18 protein-coding genes are annotated in these 18,067 nt (G+C 68.6%); 4 read left to right on the top strand and 14 right to left on the bottom strand.

Translation table 11 applies throughout. The features are described from left to right. Positions 1 to 37: 37 nt before the first annotated feature. Entirely contained in the window at positions 38 to 1,330 is a 1,293-nt protein-coding gene (locus ACRWNM_RS15170) for an acetyl-CoA C-acyltransferase (RefSeq protein ID WP_431967817.1), read from the bottom strand. A 390-nt stretch (positions 1,331 to 1,720) separates the two neighbouring features. Here ACRWNM_RS15170 and ACRWNM_RS15165 point away from each other — a divergent pair, with 390 nt between their 5' ends. From ACRWNM_RS15165 to ACRWNM_RS15150, 4 genes are all read left to right on the top strand, one after another. Beyond that, a complete protein-coding gene (locus ACRWNM_RS15165; RefSeq protein ID WP_431967815.1) occupies positions 1,721 to 2,422 on the top strand; it encodes a helix-turn-helix domain-containing protein in 702 nt (233 codons plus the stop codon). 10 nt (positions 2,423 to 2,432) lie between these two features. Next, positions 2,433 to 2,867 carry a hypothetical protein gene (locus tag ACRWNM_RS15160; protein ID WP_431967813.1) on the top strand — a complete coding sequence of 145 codons (435 nt, stop codon included), beginning with the start codon at positions 2,433 to 2,435 and terminating at the stop codon, positions 2,865 to 2,867. 114 nt (positions 2,868 to 2,981) lie between these two features. Continuing rightward, positions 2,982 to 3,506, top strand: a complete 525-nt coding sequence (locus ACRWNM_RS15155; RefSeq protein ID WP_431967811.1) for a hypothetical protein — start codon at positions 2,982 to 2,984, stop codon at positions 3,504 to 3,506. After that, a complete protein-coding gene (locus ACRWNM_RS15150) occupies positions 3,503 to 4,666 on the top strand; it encodes an MAB_1171c family putative transporter (RefSeq protein WP_431967809.1) in 1,164 nt (387 codons plus the stop codon). Before ACRWNM_RS15155 ends, ACRWNM_RS15150 begins: the two co-directional genes overlap by 4 nt. Here the strand turns inward: ACRWNM_RS15150 and hpf are convergent. From hpf to ACRWNM_RS15085, 13 genes are all read right to left on the bottom strand, one after another. Continuing rightward, positions 4,653 to 5,342: a ribosome hibernation-promoting factor, HPF/YfiA family gene (hpf, locus tag ACRWNM_RS15145; RefSeq protein WP_431967989.1), complete on the bottom strand. Its 690-nt coding sequence runs from the start codon at positions 5,340 to 5,342 to the stop codon at positions 4,653 to 4,655. The two genes, ACRWNM_RS15150 and hpf, sit on opposite strands and share 14 nt — an antisense overlap. Before the next feature lie 310 nt (positions 5,343 to 5,652). Further along, a complete protein-coding gene (locus ACRWNM_RS15140) occupies positions 5,653 to 6,297 on the bottom strand; it encodes a ComF family protein (RefSeq protein ID WP_431967807.1) in 645 nt (214 codons plus the stop codon). Between the two features lie 255 nt (positions 6,298 to 6,552). Then, positions 6,553 to 8,355, bottom strand: a complete 1,803-nt coding sequence (gene lpqB, locus ACRWNM_RS15135; RefSeq protein ID WP_431967805.1) for an MtrAB system accessory lipoprotein LpqB — start codon at positions 8,353 to 8,355, stop codon at positions 6,553 to 6,555. Between the two features lie 2 nt (positions 8,356 to 8,357). Then, positions 8,358 to 10,283, bottom strand: a complete 1,926-nt coding sequence (gene mtrB, locus ACRWNM_RS15130) for an MtrAB system histidine kinase MtrB (RefSeq protein WP_431967987.1) — start codon at positions 10,281 to 10,283, stop codon at positions 8,358 to 8,360. Positions 10,284 to 10,381: 98 nt separating this feature from the next. Then, positions 10,382 to 11,059: an MtrAB system response regulator MtrA gene (gene mtrA, locus ACRWNM_RS15125; protein ID WP_040781845.1), complete on the bottom strand. Its 678-nt coding sequence runs from the start codon at positions 11,057 to 11,059 to the stop codon at positions 10,382 to 10,384. 78 nt (positions 11,060 to 11,137) lie between these two features. Next, complete coding sequence (locus ACRWNM_RS15120; protein WP_431967803.1) at positions 11,138 to 11,785, bottom strand: dTMP kinase; 648 nt, start codon at positions 11,783 to 11,785, stop codon at positions 11,138 to 11,140. 220 nt (positions 11,786 to 12,005) lie between these two features. After that, complete coding sequence (ahcY, locus tag ACRWNM_RS15115; RefSeq protein ID WP_431967801.1) at positions 12,006 to 13,490, bottom strand: adenosylhomocysteinase; 1,485 nt, start codon at positions 13,488 to 13,490, stop codon at positions 12,006 to 12,008. A gap of 105 nt (positions 13,491 to 13,595) precedes the next feature. Continuing rightward, a complete protein-coding gene (locus tag ACRWNM_RS15110) occupies positions 13,596 to 14,753 on the bottom strand; it encodes an alkane 1-monooxygenase (protein WP_431967799.1) in 1,158 nt (385 codons plus the stop codon). A 264-nt stretch (positions 14,754 to 15,017) separates the two neighbouring features. After that, positions 15,018 to 15,638, bottom strand: a complete 621-nt coding sequence (locus ACRWNM_RS15105; protein WP_431967797.1) for a TetR/AcrR family transcriptional regulator — start codon at positions 15,636 to 15,638, stop codon at positions 15,018 to 15,020. Positions 15,639 to 15,678: 40 nt separating this feature from the next. Next, positions 15,679 to 15,861: a rubredoxin gene (locus ACRWNM_RS15100; protein ID WP_431967795.1), complete on the bottom strand. Its 183-nt coding sequence runs from the start codon at positions 15,859 to 15,861 to the stop codon at positions 15,679 to 15,681. Continuing rightward, a complete protein-coding gene (locus ACRWNM_RS15095; protein ID WP_431967793.1) occupies positions 15,858 to 16,028 on the bottom strand; it encodes a rubredoxin in 171 nt (56 codons plus the stop codon). Before ACRWNM_RS15095 ends, ACRWNM_RS15100 begins: the two co-directional genes overlap by 4 nt. Continuing rightward, positions 16,025 to 17,260: an alkane 1-monooxygenase gene (locus tag ACRWNM_RS15090; RefSeq protein WP_431967791.1), complete on the bottom strand. Its 1,236-nt coding sequence runs from the start codon at positions 17,258 to 17,260 to the stop codon at positions 16,025 to 16,027. The genes ACRWNM_RS15095 and ACRWNM_RS15090 overlap by 4 nt, the downstream gene beginning before the upstream one ends. Positions 17,261 to 17,475: 215 nt before the next feature. Next, positions 17,476 to 17,994, bottom strand: coding sequence for an NUDIX hydrolase (locus ACRWNM_RS15085; protein ID WP_431967789.1), 519 nt, complete (start codon positions 17,992 to 17,994; stop codon positions 17,476 to 17,478). Positions 17,995 to 18,067 lie beyond the last annotated feature (73 nt).

Below are 18,067 nucleotides of genomic sequence, written 5' to 3'. Positions count from 1 at the left end.
GGGCACCCCAGCCACTTCCAGGGCAACCGCGCCAATCTCAGACCCGTTCGAGCACCGCCGACGCGCCGATGCCGCCCGCCGCGCAGATGCCGAGCAGGGCGGCGTTCTTTCCGGTGCGGGCGAGTTCGTTGGCCATGGTGGTGACCATGCGGGCGCCGGTCGCGCCGAAGGGGTGGCCGAGGGAGACCGACCCGCCGTGCACGTTGAGTTGGTCGATGTCGACCTCGCCGACCGCGGTGTCCCTGTCCAGTTTCTTCTTGGCCCATTCGTCGCTGGCGAGTGCGCTGAGCACCGAGAGGGTCTGGGCGGCGAAGGCCTCGTGGATGTCGACGAAGTCGATGTCCGACAGCGCCATTCCGGCCTTGTCGAGCGCGCGCGGCATCGAGATCGCGGGGCCGATGAGCACCTGGTCGGTGGGATCGACGCTGACGTAGCTCCAGGAGCGGAACGCGGCGAGCGGCCGGTAGCCGAGCTCGCGCGCCTTCTGCTCGCTCATCAGCAGGACCGCGGCGGCGCCGTCGGTGAGCGGGCTGGCGTTGCCCGCGGTGACGGTGCCGTCCTCGGCGAACACCGGCTTCAGCTTGGCCAGTTTCGCCACGCTGGTGTCGGCGCGGACCAGCCCGTCGCGCTCGATGTCGGCGCCGTCGGGCGTGCGCACCCGCAGCACCTCGTCGTCGAAGCGCCGGGACGCGATGGCCGCCGCGGCGCGCTGGTGCGAGCGGGCCGCGAACTCGTCCTGCTCGGCCCGGCCGATGCCGTGGATGCGGGCCATCTTCTCCGCCGACTCGCCCATCACCTCGCCGGTGGTGCGCTCGGCGATCTTCGGCCTGCTGGGCAGGATGTCGGTGAACGGCGCCAATTGCGCTGCCGCCGAAAGGTAGTCCTTCAGCTTCGGCTTGCCGAGCGCGAGCGGGGCGCCGGCGTGCACCAGTTTCTGCGGCAGCTTCACCTCGGCGTTGCTGGTGGAATCGCTGCCGCCCGCGATCATGATGTCGTATTCGCCGCGCTCGATCGCGGCCGCGGCGGCGGTCACCGCCTGCAGACCCGACGCGCACGCCCTGGTGACGGTGTAGCCCTCACAGCCCGGGTCGAGGCGCAGGTCGAGGGCGATCTCCCTGGCGATGTTGGGCGCGGCGCTCGGCAGGATCACCCCGCCCCAGACGATGGCCTGCACCTGCGCGCCGGGCAGCCCGGTGCGCTCGAGCAGACCGTGGACGGCGGCGTCGGCCAGCGCGATGGAGTCCATTCGGGTGAAGTCGGTGAACGCCCGCACGAACGGGGTGCGCGCACCGGACACGACTACGGCACGGCGAGCGGCGTCGGAAGCCATGCGAATTCCTTTCCAGAGACGTACACCACAAACTTACTCTGAAGTAAGTTCTCGGTCCACGTCACGGACGGGAAAACGCCTCCCCGCACCCCTCCGGGCGGGCAGGCTTTCCGCCCCCCTCGACCCCGATTCGGTCCCGCACCACGGCGGGCGAAGCCCCAGGCGGCTCAGCGATCCCCTCCAGATGCCGCTGAGCCGGCCTGCGGCGCGCCGTTGCGCCGCAGGCTGGGGCGCCGTCCCGTCGAACGCCCCTGCTCGTCCCGGAACCGCGTCGGTGCCGGCACCGCGCATCCGGCGCAGAAAGAACAGTAGCGTTCTTTCCACTGATTTTTCAAATCTTTTCTATGAAGTTGTCATCCGGTACTAGTTCGGCATACTATGGCGCCCACTATGAGAAGCCCTTCGGAGCTGTCGCGGCAGAAGCGCTTCGGCCGAATCATCAAGGAACGCCGAGACGAGCTCGGCCTCACGCAGCTGCAGATCGGCGATCTGGGTGGGCCCTCCGCGCCGACGATCCGAAAGATCGAGGACGGCGACGCGGCGATCAGCACCCACACGCTGAACAAGCTGGACGCGCCGCTGCGCTGGCTGCCCGGCAGTGCGGCGCGCGCCTACGCGGGCGGCGCGCCCGCGCCGAAGGAAGTAGGGGGCGAGCGCTCCGGCGACGAGTCGATCGTCGCGGGCCCGACCTCGATCCGGTTCGACATCTCCGACCTCACCGGCCTGCTCGCCGCCACCGGCCGCCTCACCGACGCCGTGGAACGCGGCCAGACCACCGAACCCGCCGTGGTGGAGGCGATCTCGGACCTGAACCGCGTGGTGTCCCGGCTCTCGGCCCGGTACGCCACCGTCATGCTGGAGCGCAACGGCGGACCAGGCCGCCAGCTGCACCCGCTGGTGGAGATGGCGTTCGCGCACCTGCTCGAGGTCCCCGCCGACGCCGACGACGCGACCGAACTCGAAGAACGCCGCTATCGACGCTGGCTGGCAGGCCGCAGCGAAAATGTGAGCGCCGGTACCGAAGCTCAGTTCCGGGCCAGATGGCTGGCGGCCAACAGCACAACCGCGCCGAATCGCAACGGCAAGCACTGAGGTGATCGAGATGACCGAGGCCACGCGGCTACCGCTGAGCCACAAGATCAACAGACTCTTCGCGGTGATGCACCCGCGCTCCGCGCCGGAACGCAGCACCGAATCCGTCGCCGAACAGGTCAGCGGCCAGCTGCAGCGAGCGGTGGCCGCCGGTTATCTCGAACAGCTGCGCGACGGCCGCTTCGACGACGAACACGACGGCGCGGCAGTCGAATTCGAGATCCTCGCGGCGATCGCCTCCTGCTTCGGCGTCGCGCCCCGGTATCTGACCACCACGGGGCAGGCCGCCGCGAGCATCGACAGGGAACTCGAACTGCTGGCCACCATGCGCGACGCCAATGTCGCCAGCATCGCGCTGCGCGGCTCCGATGTGGACCGGGCCATGCTCGCCCGGCTGATCCGCGACACCGAGGACGCCGCCGAATCGAGCGATCTGCCGCGCTGACCCGTCATCGGAAGGCAGGCGCCTACCGCGGGGTCGCCCACGGCGCACCATCCTGGGTACCATCTTCAGCTACACGGGGCGGGACCGCGGAACTGCTGTAGGAGATCGCATCGCATGGCCGGTATGGACACCCGGTTCCGGGAGCTTTCCCGCAACGTACCGATACCGCATCCATGGAATTTGAATACCTATCTCGATGCCGTCGCCGAGTTCCGTGACCGCCCGATCACGTTGCAGCCGGTGGACACCGCGGTGCTCGCGGGCGCGGGCTGCGGCACGGGCAGCGGATTGTGGATCGCCAAGCGGGACAGCGATGTCATCGTGTACGGCGCCGACACCACCGAGTGGCACGCCGAGCACATCATCGCTCACGAACTCGGGCACATGCTGCTCGGGCACGGCCCGGAATCGGAGCCGCCGCCGAGCGACCGGACCGCGCACACCCTCGCTGCCGTGGCCGAACTGCTGCCATCGATCTCGCCGGAATCCATTGCGCACGTGCTCGGTCGCACCGACTACGGCACCAGCAGGGAACGCGACGCCGAGACCTTCGCCGACATGGTGATGCTGCAGGCGATGCGCCCGCCGCGCCGCGATTCCCTGTTGCACCGCACGTTCTTCCGCGACCGACGCAGGTGAACTCGCCCATTCCCGGCGTCATCGCGGCTCCGCTGATCGGGTTCGTCGCCGTGGTGGCGCTCGGCCGATGGGCGCTGCTGCACCAGACCGTCACCGATCGGCTGCTCAACCGGGCGCTGGCGTGGGCGGGCGCCGGGATGCTGCTGCTGGAGCGCGGGATCGCGCCGCGGTTCGGCAGCTTGATGCACCAACTCTCCATGGGCTGCATGCTCTTCGCGGTCATGAGCGCCTACGGCGCGGCGACGCTGTGGGCAGGCGCCGACCCCAACGGCGCGTGGCGGCGCCAGCGCCGCTACAACCTGTTCGCCGCCGCCTGCGCCGCCGTCATCCTGATCGTCGGCACGCCGGCCAGGGAGCAGGGCACGCTGCTCGGCGGGACGCCTGACATGTGGTCGGCGGCCTCCGCGCTGGCGTTCTGCCTGCCCGCGATCGCGTGCGGCCGCCGGATGGGCCAGGTTCTGTACCGCGAACTGGTCAGAGCGGACACCACCCGCCGGGAGCGGCTCGTCTTCGGCGCGCTGCTCACGGCGTTGGCCGTCGGCGCGTGCGGACTGCCGTTCGCGGCGCTGTTGTTCGGCGACTGGGTGCCGATCGAGGATCCGGATCTGATCCGCTGGGCGTGGCCGAACAGCACCGTCATCGTGCTCACCGCCGCGTTGCTCGCCGTGCCGCTGTTCGATGTGCTGGCAACACGCGCGGGCTGGGATCGGGCCCGGCGCTGTTGCCGTCGGCTCGGCCCGCTCTGGACGGACGTGACCGGCGCGGTGCCGGAGATCGTGCTCGATCCCGCGTCCACCGGACACGACGAGCCCGAGGTCCGGCTGATCCGGATGACCGTCGAGATCCGTGACGCGCTGCTGCACCTGAACAGGTATGCGCCACACGACCTTCCGATACCCGCGGCGGCCGGACCGGTGCACCGCTACGCGGTGCGGATCGCGTACGCGATCCAAGCCAAGGCCGAGGGCCGTGGTCCCGTGCACGCCGCGCCCCGTACCGGCGTGCCCGAGTCCCGCGACCTCGATTCCGAGCTGCGACAGCTGCTGGAGCTGGCCCGCGCGTGGCCTGCCGCGCGCGCCGCGGTCGACGCGGAGACGAAACGGCCGACGCCCTCCTGGGCGTCGGCCGGACGGTTTCGGCGCTTGGCTATGCGAGCCTGATCAGGCCGTAGTCGAAAGCGTGACGACGATAGACGACCGACGGTCGATCGGTCTCTTTGTCTTGGAACAGGAAGAAGTCGTGACCGACGAGCTCCATCTGGTACAGGGCGTCGTCGACGGTCATCGGAGTCGCGGTATGCACTTTGGTCCGCACGATGTGGCCTGGACCGGCCTCGTACTCGGGTTCCTGTTCGGCGCGCTCACCGGGGTGCTCGTGCACCGCGGAAACGCTGTTCGCCAACGTGAACAGCGAATCGTCGACCAAGTCGGCGGTGGCCTCGGCGACCGAGACAGGGGTCTTCTCCCCGTAGTGGACCCGGCGCCGATCCTTGGTGCGACGCAGTCGGCTCTCCAGCTTGGCGGTCACCGACTCGAAGGCGGCGTAGAAGCTGTCCGCGCAGGCCTCCGCCCGGACGACCGGGCCCTTGCCGCGTGCGGTGATCTCGACGCGCTGGCAGGCCTTGCGCTGACGACGGTTGCGTTCGTGGAACAGCTCGACGTCGAAGAGGAAGATCGACGGATCGAAGCGTTCGAGACGGGAGAGTTTGTCCGCGACATAGATTCGGTAATGATCGGGAACCTCGACGTTGCGGCCTTTCACCACGATGTCGGCGCGATTGGCCCGTGGTTGGTCCGCTGCGGGTTGCTCTGTCGCATCCAAGGCGCCGGTATCCAGCACCGAAGGATCTGCGTCTTTCACTGAAGGACGTGAAGAAGTCGTCACGCGTACCTCCCGGATCTGGCCGCACGGACCGATTTCCCGTGCGGCGGGATTGAGCCGTGCCGTGCGAAATCCGGGTTTCATAGGTGCGCGAGAGCCCGTTCGTTGTCAGACAGTCTGACGCCTTCGGGCTTGGCTCACACCGGGGAATCGCGCGACACGAAGTTGTCCGAGGCGCCACCTCCAAACTCTCGGTTCGGGTGTGTGATCGCGACGGTAGTACGCCAACGGGCGGTCCGCCAGTGTTCACGCAAATTTCCCGGAGTCAAGCCGAACACGTCACCAGGACGGCACTTGTTTCGACTCCCGCCCGCCCTAGCGCACACACCGATTCGCGGGCCGTCGCACCGGTCGTCAGCACGTCGTCGACCACGACGACCTCGGCGTTCCCGGTATCGCCGAGCCTTGCGAGTGGCCCGTGCCGCATCGATATCCGGCCTCGCAGATTGTGTTGGCGCTCACCGGGTGTCAAGCCCACCGAATCGCGCACACCCCACCACACCCGCAACATCGGCACCATCCGGCAATCGGGTAGCCATCCCGCGGCGGCGCGCGCGGTCCGCAGCACCGGGTCCCCGCCGCGCCGCCGCGCGGAGCCGCCGCGACTGGGCGCCGGAACCAGCATCAGGGGTCGATCGGGCGCCCGCAACTGGGCCAGCCCGCGCGCCATCGCCAGCCCGAGCGGCCCGGTCAGATCGCGCCTGCCGCGTTCCTTGACGGCGAGCACCGCTCGGCGCGCGGGCCCGGCGTACGGGGCGAGCGCCCAGCACGGCACACCCGGATCGGCACGCGGACGCACCCGCGTCGGACCGTTGGTCAGCGCCGCCGCGCAGTCGGGGCACCATCCGACGCCCGCCGCGCCGCAGCCCGCGCACGCGGCGGGCAGCACCAAGTCCAGCAGTGTTCGCATCGCCAGAGTGTGCCCGCGTCCACCGACAGATCCGAGCGGCCGGAACGCGACGGCCGGAACCCTACAGCGGTCTGCTAGCAGACATGACCTGTGGCACAAGGGCTTCCGCCATCGGCCACTGCGTAGCCGTCCAGCTACCGCAACGAGTGCGAATGCGAGCGCCAGCGGATTCGCGAGGGCTACCTCGTGGAGTGCGAATTCATTCGGAACCCCGACGGCGGCCGCGGGGGCTGGGTTCGCAAGGACCGATCAGCCTCATCCGGGCAGCACCGGGACCGCGCTGGCGCCCAGGCCGGGCACCTCGCGCCAGTACGGCTCCCCGCCGTCCGGATTGGCCGCGAGCTCGAGCACCGCGCGCGAGTCGGCGACATATTGCGTCTCCGGCGATGCGGTGACCATGCGCAGCGTCGGGGTCAGGTTGCGGCTGGTCTCCGGCAACAGATCCGATCCGTCGATCGACACCGTGCTGACCGGGTCGACGTTCCCCTCACGGGCGAGGATGATCTTGTCGTCGGTGAGCCAGCTCAGCGAGATCACCCGGGTGCTGAGGCCCACGGCAATCGGCAGCGGCGAGGACAGCGCGAAGCGACCGTCGGGCCGCCGCTCGATCACCGCCATGTAGACCCGGCCGTCGGCGATCAGCGCTGCCCGCGTCGCGGTGTGCGAAATCCTGATCTCGGTGATCGGCAGCCGCAGCGAAACGCCGTTCGCACCGTCCAGCAATGCGGAGGTGTCGACCTCCTGAACCGAGACGGTGCCCGTGGCGAGGTCGTTGGCCACACGGATCACCCGCTCGCCGTCGACCACCGCCCAGGCGGCGGCGCCATCGGTCGTCCACGACGGCCTGCTGATGGTCGTTCCTTCGGCCACCGGGAATTGCGTACCGCCGTAGGTGCCGACCATCAGCGTGCGCGGCAGCTGCGGCGCAGGCCGCCCGGCGTCGGCGACCGCGGCGACGAACTGGCCGTCGGGGGTGAGAGCCGCCGACTGCAGATTGTTCACCGCGCCGAAGTACCCGGGCGCCGGGGCGATTCCTCCCGCGGCCACCTCGACGAGCGCGCCCTCGCGCAGGGCGTGCAGCCCCGCCTTGTAGCGCGCCTGCGCCGACGGGGTGAACTGCTGGACGTCGGCCACCGACCAGCCGTTCGCGGCGAACCGGTCGTCCAGCGGTTTGCCATCCGCGAGCAGCACGTACGGTCCGAGGATGTCCGCGGCGGAGAGGGTGAGCACCACCTGAGCGGCGAGCAGTTCCCGATCGCGCGGGCTCAACACCGAGGCGCCGGAGAAGTCGACGCGCACACCGCCGAGACCCAAGCCGACTTCGTCAGGATCGCCGTTGGCCTTGGTGATCGGGCCGCGCAACGTCACCGGCGCCGCGAGCAGGTTGCGCACCACCGGGGCCAGCGCGGGTTGGCTCCCCTCGACGAGCAGAGTCAGCAGCCGCTGGGGAAGCTGATCCTTGGGGATCGAAACCCACCGCAGATCGGGTACCACCGACGTGCCTGCCTGGTTCACGAAGTACAGCACGTTGCGCCGATACGACTTGCCGAAGGCGGACTTGTCGATGACGAGGCCGTCGGGCAGCTCGTCGATGCGCCACTCGCCGTCGATCTTGGTCATCTCGATCTTGTTCTCGAGGCTGTCGTCCACGGCTCGATAGGCCCCGTCCGCGCTGACCTCAGCGATCTTGCGCGCCCGGATGACGTACGTGGCTTGATCGATGGATCGAGATTCCCGCAGCGTGTCCGGCTTCTCGACGATCGCGGCGGCGGCAGCGTCGTCCCACTGTGCCGAAGCAGCCGGGGTCAAGTACTGCCGCGCCGCAAGGTGGCGGTCGGTCGGATCCGCGGTGGCCTGCAGAAAATCCTGCAGCAGCAGATCCGGATCACGGCCCTGGATGGGCGGCGGCGGACCTTCGGAGGTGGGCTCCCTGTTGAGCGTGCCGAGCGCCTGCGGGGCCGACGACTCCGGCAGGCTCGCGCATCCGCTGATCGCCAGCAGTGCCGCGACCAGCGTCGCGACCACCGCGGCGAGTCGAGAGGATCTCACAGCCGGCATTCTCATGACTGTACGTCTCCGCGTTCGGTGAGTACCTTGCCGGAACCGGAGCCGTCCGCATCGCCCGCGTTCGACCCCTTCTCTGCCTCGCTGACGCCGTTGCGCGCCACGGTCGACTCTCCCGTACCGTCCGTCGACCCGGCGCGTTCAGCGGGGCCGTCCGCAGCTTCCGCGCCCTCGGTCACGTTCGCCACCGGATCGTTCGCCACTGCGCCGCTGGCCGTCGTGCTCGACGACACCGTTCCGCTCGCCGCCGCGCCGATCGGCTCGCCGAACGCGCTCGGATCGGCGTGCGAGAAGGGAATCGTCGGCGAATCGTCGGCCTCGGGCGAACGCGGCGGTGTCCTGCGCAACGCGGGTTCCAGCGGCAGCGGGCTCGGGCCCATCTTGCGACCGCGCACCAGCGGCAGGGTCAAGCGGAAGCTGGCGCCGACGCCGACCTCGCCCCACGCGTCCAGCCTGCCCTCGTGCAGATTGGCGTCCTCGACACTGATCGACAGGCCGAGGCCGGTGCCGCCGGAACGGCGCATGCGCGACGGGTCCGACCGCCAGAAGCGATTGAAGACCAGCTTCTCCTCGCCGGGCCGCAGGCCGACGCCCTGGTCGCGCACCACGACGGCGACGGCGTTGGCCTCGGCGTCGCCGCGCATGCGGATCAGCACCGGCTTGCCCTCGCTGTGGTCGATGGCGTTCGCGAGCAGGTTGCGCAGCACCCGCTCCACGCGACGCGGATCGACCTCGGCGACCAGCGGGTCCTCCGGCAGGTCGATGACGACCTCGACGCCGGCGTCCTTGGCCAGATGGCGCACGGTCGAGATGGCGGCCCGCGCGCACATCCGCACGTCGAGGGATTCCACCTGGAGTTCGGCGACACCCGCGTCGTGGCGGCTGATCTCCAGCAGGTCGTTGAGCAGACCCTCGAACCGGTCCAGCTCGGTGACCAGCAGCTCGGCGCTACGCGCCAGCGCGGGATCCAGGTCCTCGCTGCTGCCGTGGATCAGGTCGGCGGCCATGCGCACGGTGGTGAGCGGCGTGCGCAGCTCGTGGCTCACATCCGAGGTGAAGCGCCGCTGCAGATTGCCGAACTCCTCGAGCTGGGTGATCTGGTTGGACAGGCTCTCGGCCATCTCGTTGAACGCCTGCGCCAGCCGCGCCATGTCGTCCTCGCCGCGCACCAGCATGCGCTCCTTGAGGCGACCGTCGGCGAAGCGGCTCGCGATCCGCGCCGCGGACCTGATCGGCAGCACCACCTGCCTGGTGACCAGCGCGGTGATCGCCGCGAGCAGGACCAGCAGCACCAGACCGCCGATCATCATGGTGCCGCGCATCAGCGCCAGGCTGCGCTCCTCGTTGGCCAACGGGAAGATCAGGTAGATCTCCAGGGTCGGCACCTCGGCGCTCGGGCTGCCGATGATCAGCGCCCGCCCCTGGTAGCCGTCCGGGTCCTCGACCGTGGCGAACTGGTAGCTGACCTGGTTGCGTTGCACGAACCGGCGCAGTTCCTCCGGCACCTCGGTGATCGGCCCGGTCGCGATCTGCCGCTGCGGTATGCCGCCGACGATGCTCAGCGCGGAGTCGAAACTGCCTGCGGCGCCGGTGGATTGGCCGGTGCCGCCGCGGTTGGAGAGGGCGTTGCGCGCGTCGGTGAGACGCTGCTCCTGGGTGCCCACGTCCTGCACGCCCACCAACTGGCTCTCCACCGTGTTGCGGGCGCGATCCATCTCCTCGACCGCGGCGTTGATCTTCGCGTCCAGCAGCCGGTCGGTGATCTGACTGGTCAGCACCACACCGAGGATCGTGATCACGATGAGCGAGAGCGTCAGCGTGGAGACGATGACGCGCAGCTGCAGCGACCGCCGCCAGACATGACCGAGCGCGGTGCCCGCCTCCTTGAACCAGGCGACCACCGGGGCGAGCGTGTGTTCCAGACGTGGCAACACTCCGCCCGGCGCGCCCGCGCGGTCACCCGCGGCAGGCGCATCGTCGCGCGGGCGCTGGGCACCCGCGGACTGGGCATCGCCTTCGGTCACGGCGGTCCGGCCTTGTAGCCCACGCCTCGGACGGTGAGCACGATCTCGGGATTCTCCGGATCCTTCTCGACCTTGGCGCGCAGCCGCTGCACGTGCACGTTCACCAGGCGGGTGTCGGCCGCGTGGCGGTAGCCCCATACCTGCTCGAGCAGCACCTCTCGGGTGAACACCTGGCGCGGCTTGCGGGCCAGCGCCACCAGCAGGTCGAACTCGAGCGGGGTCAGCGAGATCTGCTGACCGCCCCTGCTCACCTTGTGCGCGGGCACGTCGATGACGATGTCCGCGATCGACAGCAGCTCCGCGGGTTCTTCTTCGGTGCGACGCAGGCGGGCGCGCACCCGAGCGACCAACTCCTTCGGCTTGAACGGCTTGACGATGTAATCGTCGGCACCGGACTCCAGACCGAGCACGACGTCGACCGTGTCGGTCTTCGCCGTGAGCATGACGATCGGGACTCCGGAATCGGCCCGCAGCACACGGCACACATCGATGCCGTTCATGCCGGGCAGCATCAGGTCCAGCAACACCAAATCGGGACGGATCTCGCGAACCGCCGCCAGTGCCTGCGTACCGTCGCCGACCACATGCGGGTCGAACCCTTCCCCGCGCAGGACGATCGTGAGCATCTCAGCGAGTGCCATATCGTCGTCGACGACCAGAATCTTCGGCTTCATAATTACTATGTTGTCATCTCCCAGGCCAGGATCGGGCCGCCACGCCAACACTGGTGCGAACCCGCCGCACATCCAACCCTATCCGGCAACAATTTCTGCGATGCGCGCGGCCAGCGATGCCGGATCGTCACCGGATCGGTACGTCCACCACCGGCCGTGCCAGTTCCGTTCGGCCAGCTCACGGTACACCTCGAGGGTGCGGCGCTGGAGCTCGCCGTCGCGTTCGTATGCGTCGAGCGCGCGGGACTCGTCGAGTTCGCCGCGCAGGCGCGCACGTTCGGCGGCGACCTCCGTGGAGACGTCCAGCAACACCTGCACGTCCGGCTTCGGCAGACCGAACCGGCCGAACTCCAAATCGGCTGTCCAACGCGCGATCTCGCCCTCCGCCGACTGGTGCAGGCGGGCGGCGTTGTAGGCGGCGTTGGAGGCAACGTAGCGGTCGAGAATGAGGATGTCGTTGTCCGCCAAGAGCTTCGCCAGCTCCGCGCGCGCGTCGGCGCGATCCAGCGCGAACAGCAAGGCCATCGCGTACACGGAGTCGGCGAGGTCCCCGTGCGCGCCGCGCAGCGCCTCGGCGGCGAGATCGGCGTGCACCGATCGCCCGTAGCGCGGGAACGCCAGTGTGACCGCGCGCAGCCCGCGCTCGGCGAGCGCGGCGATCACGGCGTCGGTCAGCGTGCGCTTCCCGGCGCCGTCCAGACCTTCCACCGCGATCAGGGCACCCATGGCAGGTCACAGTACCGATCGCGGGCTGGGCCCCACCCACCGACACCGGTAGCGCGCACGCGCGGCTCACGCGCGCCGAGGACGACGGACTCGATCGCCGGTTCCGCCGCCGATCGCCCGAGCCCGAGGTGCGCGTCGGCGTAGTTGCGCGGCAAGGGCTTACACGGCGAGCGGCCCGGCAACCGCACGGGTTGCCGGGCCGCTCGGGACGAGCGAAGACTCAGTACCGGTAGTGGTCCGGTTTGTAGGGGCCTTCGACGTCGACGCCGATGTACTCGGCCTGGTCCTTGGTGAGCTTGGTCAGCGTGCCGCCGAGCGCCTCGACGTGGATGCGGGCGACCTTCTCGTCCAGGTGCTTGGGCAGGCGGTAGACCTCGTTGTCGTACTCGTCCGGCTTGGTCCACAGCTCGATCTGCGCGATCACCTGGTTGGAGAAGCTGTTCGACATCACGAACGACGGATGTCCGGTCGCGTTACCCAGATTCAGCAGACGACCCTCCGAGAGCACCAGGATCGACTTGCCGGTCGCACCGAAGGTCCACTGATCGACCTGCGGCTTGATGTTCAACTTCGTTGCGCCGGAACGCTCCAGCGCCGCCATGTCGATCTCGTTGTCGAAGTGGCCGATGTTGCCGAGGATGGCCTGGTCCTTCATCGCCTTCATGTGCTCGAGGGTGATGATGTCCTTGTTGCCGGTCGAGGTGATCACGATGTCCGCGTTGCCGATCGCCTGCTCGACGGTCACCACGTCGTAGCCGTCCATCAGCGCCTGCAGCGCGTTGATCGGGTCGATCTCGGTGACCTGCACCCGAGCGCCCTGTCCGGCAAGCGATTCCGCGCAGCCCTTGCCGACATCGCCGTAGCCGCAGATCAACACCTTCTTGCCGCCGATGAGCACATCGGTGCCGCGGTTGATGCCGTCGATGAGCGAGTGCCTGGTGCCGTACTTGTTGTCGAACTTCGACTTGGTCACCGAGTCGTTGACGTTGATCGCCGGGAAGACCAGCTCACCGGCGGCGGCGAACTGGTACAGGCGCAGCACGCCGGTGGTGGTCTCCTCGGTGACACCCTGCACGCTCTCGGCGATCGCGCTCCACTTGCCCTTGTCGGTCTCGAAGCGCTCGCGCAGCAGGTTCAGGAAGACCGTGTACTCCGCGGAGTGGTCCTCGTCGGCGGGCGGCACCACGCCTGCCTTCTCGAACTGCGCGCCGCGCAGCACCAGCATGGTGGCGTCGCCGCCGTCGTCGAGGATCATGTTGGCGGGCTCGCCCGGCCAGGTCAGCATCTGCTCGGCCGCCCACCAGTACTCCTCCAGGGTCTCGCCCTTCCAGGCGAAGACCGGGGTGCCCTTGGGCTCGTCGATCGTGCCGTGCGGGCCGACGACGACCGCGGCCGCGGCGTGGTCCTGGGTGGAGAAGATGTTGCAGGAGGCCCAGCGCACCTGCGCGCCGAGCGCGACCAGGGTCTCGATCAGCACCGCGGTCTGCACCGTCATGTGCAGCGAGCCGGAGATGCGCGCGCCCTTCAGCGGCAGCACGTCGGCGTACTCGCGGCGCAGCGCCATCAGACCCGGCATCTCGTGCTCGGCCAGACGGATCTCCTTGCGGCCGAACTCGGCCAGCGACAGGTCCGCCACCTTGTAGTCGATGCCGTTGCGGACATCGGGAGTCAGGGACGTGCGTGCGGGAAGTTCTGAGGTCGTCATGTGCCTCTCCATGGTCGGCTGTACCGATGCAAGGCTAGTCGCTGAGCGCATGGGAACACACCACGCGCCTGTCCCGGCCTCGCCCCGCCCGTGATCCCGCCCGTCTCAGGCGGTCGCCCGGTAGATCGCGAGGATCCGCGTGCGCTTGCGCGGCTGGATGTTCGCGCGGGTGATGTCGCCGTCGTAGTGGGCGAGCACCCGGTGGTCCATGATCGAGCGCCACAGCGGCGGGATGGCCGCGAAGACGATCATGCTGGCGTAGCCGGCGGGCAGCTGCGGGGCGTCCTCCGAGCTGCGCAGGGTCTGGTACCGGCGTCCCGGATTCGCGTGGTGATCGCTGTGCCGCTGCAGGTGGAAAAGGAAGATGTTGGTGACGAGCCGGTCGCTGTTCCAGCTGTCGCGCGGCGAGCAGCGGGCCCAGCTGCCGTTCGGCCTGCGCTCGCGCAGCAGGCCGTAGTGCTCGACATAGTTGACCGTCTCCAGCAGGCCCGCGCCGATCGCGGCCTGCAACAGCAGCCAGGGCAGCACCGCGAAGCCGAAGGCGGCGATCAGCGCGCCGAACAGCACCAGCGTCATCGCCCATGCCTGCAGCACGTTGTTGCGCACGGTCCACCAGGGCAGGCCCTTGCGCGCCAGCCGTTCCTTCTCCAGCACCAGGGCGGAACGGAAGCCGCCCGCGACGCTGCGCGGCAGGAACTCCCACAGCGACTCACCGAGCCGCGCGCTCGCCGGGTCGTCCGGTGTCGCGACGCGCACGTGGTGGCCGCGGTTGTGTTCGACGAAGAAGTGCCCGTACCCGGACTGTGCGAGCGCGATCTTGGCCAGCCAGCGCTCCATGTGCTCGACGCGGTGGCCGAGTTCGTGCGCGGCGTTGATGCCGATGCCGCTGACCAAGCCGAGAGTGGCGGCCAGGCCGAGCTTGTCGAGCACGCTGAGTTCGTCGCCCGCCCACATGTAGGCGGCGATGATCAAGCCGATCAGCTGGATCGGCAGGAACAGATAGGTGCACCACCGGTAGTAGCGATCGTTGGACAGCCGCTCGTAGTCCTCGTCGCGCGGATTGCTGCCGTCCTCGCCGACCACCCAGTCGAGGACCGGGATGATCACCAGCACGATGATCGGTCCGATCCACCAGAACACCGCGGCGCCCGTGTGCAACACGAGTTGTGAGGGCAGCAACGCGGAGGCCGGCGCGATCAGGCCCAGAACCCACAGATGGCGTTTGGGATCGGTCGATCCCGACGGTTTGCCAACCGATTGCACGTTTGCCCCGCTAATCAAAATTCTCAACTCCGATGCATGAGAATACTTACAGGCATGACCTCCGTTACACCGGAGTTCTCGATCCAAACGTGTCGACCGTTACAAGCGTGGCGGTCGGTTTTTCAGCGACTTCACATGTGATAGCAGTCACCGCACACCTCCCGCAAATCGGGGATGGGCCCCTAAGGATCCCCTAACCAGGACGGCCGGAGCCCCCATTTCCCGGGGTGCGATCCCCTATCGGAGCGAATTCGAGGCAGCCGTTCAGCCCACTTCGCGGGTGGCCAGGATCGCCTCGACGTAGGGACCGAGGAGTTGGGCGAGATCGGCGGGCGCATTGCGGCCCGGCGCGGGCGGTGTCGGGATGTAGCTGAGCGCGATGCGGACCAGCGCGCCCGCCAGCACCACCGACTCCTCCTCCGTGGCGTCCACCCAGCTGTGCTGGAACACCGAGGCGAGCCGCTCGGTGGCGTGTTCGACGAGCGGCGCGGCGTCCAGGGTGATCAGGCGCAGCAGATCCAGCTTCACCTCGCCCGCGAGCAGCGACTGCACCAGCGGATCGGCGGCCGCGTCCAGGAAGAAGCCGGACAGCGCCTCCCGGAACGCGGCGCGGACGTCGCCCTCGTTGCCCGCGATGGCGCTGCGGACGTGGTCGACCAGGTCGTCGGCCAGGCGCAGCGCGTAGGCCTGCGCCAACCCCGCGCGCGATCCGAACTCGTTGTAGAGCGTCTGCCTGCTCACCCCGGCCCTGCCAGCGACGTCGCCGAGCGTGATCTTGGACCAGTCCCGCTCGGTCAGCAGTTCGCGCATGGCGTCGAGGACGGAGGTGCGCAGGAGTTCCCGCGCCGCCTCCTGATACGGAACCCTCGGTCCAGTGCGCGGCATACCCGCGAGGTTGTCACGGGCGTCCGCCGCAGTCAAAATCTCACGACCGCTCGATCTCGACCATGAAGAAGTCGGCCTTGGCCGCGCCGCAGTCCGGACAAGTCCAGTAGTCGGGGATGTCGTCCCACCGGGTGCCAGGCGCGATGCCGTCCTCCGGCCACCCTTTGGCCTCGTCGTACTCGAAGCCACACTGGATGCACTGGTACAGCTTGTATTCGGTCACTTGGTCACCTCTGCAGGTTCGAAGTCGATCTTTTCGCGCACGCCGCAGTCCGGGCAACACCAGTCGTCGGGCACATCGGTCCACGGGGTGCCAGCCGGAAAGCCTTCGTGCGGAGCGCCTTTGGCCTCATCGAAGATGTAATCACAGACCGGGCAGCGATATCTCACGACTCGACCTCCGCCCCGTACCGCGCGAGCACCCGGTCCCGCTTGCCCGGGTGGATGTTGGCGCGCGTGATGTCGCCGCCGTAGTGCGCGAGCACCCGCTTGTCCATCACCTTGCGCCACAGCGGCGGGAAGTAGGCGAGCAGGACCATGCTCGCGTAACCGCTCGGCAAGTTCGGCGCGCCGTCCCAGCTGCGCAGTGTCTGGTAGCGGCGGGTCGGATACGCGTGATGATCGCTGTGCCGCTGCAAGTGGTACAGGAAGATGTTGGTGACGATGTGGTCGCTGTTCCAGCTGTGCACCGGCGCGGGCCGTTCGTAGCGACCGGTGGCGGTGCGCTGCCTGACCAGTCCGTAGTGCTCGAGGTAGTTGACCGCCTCCAGCAGGCTGAAGCCGATCACGGCCTGCAGCGCCAGGTACGGCAGCACGCCAAGACCGAACATCGCGACCAGCGCCGCGTACAGCGCCACCGACATCAGCCAGGCCGAGAGCACCTCGTTGCGCAGCGACCACGGCTTCTTGCCGAGCCGCTCCAGCCGCACCTTCTCCAGCCGCCACGAGGACTTCAGGCTGCCCCACACGGTGCGCGGCCAGAAGCCCCAGAACGTCTCGCCCACACGGGAACTCGCCGGGTCCTCCGGGGTGGCGACGCGGACGTGATGGCCGCGGTTGTGCTCGATGTAGAAGTGACCGTAGAACGACTGGGCCAGCGCGATGCGGGAGAGCCAGCGCTCCAGATCGACCTTCTTGTGACCGAGTTCGTGCGCGGTGTTGATACCGATGCCGCCGATGATGCCGACCGTGATGGCCAAGCCGATCTCGTCGACGACGTGCAATCCGCCGTCGATGCCGAGCCAGCTCAGGTCGTCGGCGCCGATCAGGTAGCAGGCCATGATCAGCGTGGTGTACTGGAACGGCAGGTACAGGTAGGTCAGGTACCGGTAGTACCTGTCGTTCTCCAGGTACTCCATCACCTCGTCGGGCGGGTTCTCACCGTCGGGCCCGAAGAAGACGTCGGCCAGCGGGATCACCAGGTAGATCAGGATCGGGCCGAGCCAGAACGGCACCTGCGCGAGGCGATGCCAGCCGAGCTCGTTGAATGCCCAGATCAGCGGAAGCGCGATCGTGAACAAGCCGGTCGGCGCGAACAGCCCCCAGAGCCAGAGATAACGCTTGCGATCCCGCCAGGCCGGAGCCTCGACCGGACGCTGCGGCGCGTCGGCATCAGTAGACATCGATGTCTCCCATCAGCGCGGCGCACACCGAGGTGTGACGCACAATACTTCTGATGTGGACACTAGAACGACAACTGTCTTGTGTCTATACAAAATTGGCGATTTGTAAAGATGTTATGACATAACGAAAGGGCGTCCGGCCGGAGCTGAGCACCAACCGGACGCCTATCGGTCAGAAACCACTTTTCGTGCGATGCCTCAGGCGTGAAAAGGCCTCAGTACAGCAGGACCTCGGCATCCTCCGGCAGCGCGTCCACCGGCCACCACCGCAGGTCCGTCGACTCCGCGCTGCGCACCGGGACCGCGCCCGCGGGCGCGGTGATACGGAACAGCAGATCCAGATGCCGGGTCGGGACGCCGAGCGAACAGGTGATCGGATGCGCCTGCGCACCGTAGAGGCCGGGCTCGATCCGGAGCCCCGGGATGCCCGATTCCTCGGTCGCCTCGCGGAGCGCGGCATCGGCGACCGTCTCGTCGCCCTCCTCGCAGTGCCCGCCGAGCTGAATCCAGCGCCCCACCTTCGGATGCAGGGTCAGCAGCACCTCGGCCGCGTCGTGCGAGAACACCACCGCCGAGGCGGTGATGTGCCCCGCGGCGTGCTCGCGCAGACAGCCACGTGGCGCCGAACCCAGAAACGCGAGCATGGCCTCGCGCAGCGACCGATCGTGATCAGCGGCGGGAGACCAGGCCTGGAGCAGCTCGGTGGCCGACGCGTGCAGCGAATCAGCGCTCATGCCTGCGCCTCGCTGACGCTCGGCTCCGGCATGCGCGAAGCGCGCTGACACACGATTCGCTCACTCCGTTCGC

It is taken from the genome of Nocardia sp. bgisy134, assembly GCF_965341865.1.
Taxonomy (GTDB): Bacteria; Actinomycetota; Actinomycetes; order Mycobacteriales; family Mycobacteriaceae; genus Nocardia.
The sequence above is the reverse complement of the archived record's forward strand: the minus strand, read 5'-3'. Positions and strand labels throughout refer to the sequence as shown.

What these genes read in the sequence shown, in the direction of transcription:
- ACRWNM_RS15140 (WP_431967807.1), bottom strand. Translation starts at nt 6,297, where the DNA reads ATGCGAACACTGCTGGACTTGGTGCTGCCCGCCGCGTGCGCGGGCTGC.
- ACRWNM_RS15170 (WP_431967817.1), bottom strand. Translation starts at nt 1,330, where the DNA reads ATGGCTTCCGACGCCGCTCGCCGTGCCGTAGTCGTGTCCGGTGCGCGC.
- ACRWNM_RS15120 (WP_431967803.1), bottom strand. Translation starts at nt 11,785, where the DNA reads ATGGGTGCCCTGATCGCGGTGGAAGGTCTGGACGGCGCCGGGAAGCGC.
- mtrA (WP_040781845.1), bottom strand. Translation starts at nt 11,059, where the DNA reads ATGAAGCCGAAGATTCTGGTCGTCGACGACGATATGGCACTCGCTGAG.
- ACRWNM_RS15165 (WP_431967815.1), top strand. Translation starts at nt 1,721, where the DNA reads ATGAGAAGCCCTTCGGAGCTGTCGCGGCAGAAGCGCTTCGGCCGAATC.
- ahcY (WP_431967801.1), bottom strand. Translation starts at nt 13,490, where the DNA reads ATGACGACCTCAGAACTTCCCGCACGCACGTCCCTGACTCCCGATGTC.
- lpqB (WP_431967805.1), bottom strand. Translation starts at nt 8,355, where the DNA reads ATGCCGGCTGTGAGATCCTCTCGACTCGCCGCGGTGGTCGCGACGCTG.
- ACRWNM_RS15085 (WP_431967789.1), bottom strand. Translation starts at nt 17,994, where the DNA reads ATGAGCGCTGATTCGCTGCACGCGTCGGCCACCGAGCTGCTCCAGGCC.
- ACRWNM_RS15155 (WP_431967811.1), top strand. Translation starts at nt 2,982, where the DNA reads ATGGCCGGTATGGACACCCGGTTCCGGGAGCTTTCCCGCAACGTACCG.
- ACRWNM_RS15160 (WP_431967813.1), top strand. Translation starts at nt 2,433, where the DNA reads ATGACCGAGGCCACGCGGCTACCGCTGAGCCACAAGATCAACAGACTC.
- ACRWNM_RS15090 (WP_431967791.1), bottom strand. Translation starts at nt 17,260, where the DNA reads ATGTCTACTGATGCCGACGCGCCGCAGCGTCCGGTCGAGGCTCCGGCC.
- ACRWNM_RS15105 (WP_431967797.1), bottom strand. Translation starts at nt 15,638, where the DNA reads ATGCCGCGCACTGGACCGAGGGTTCCGTATCAGGAGGCGGCGCGGGAA.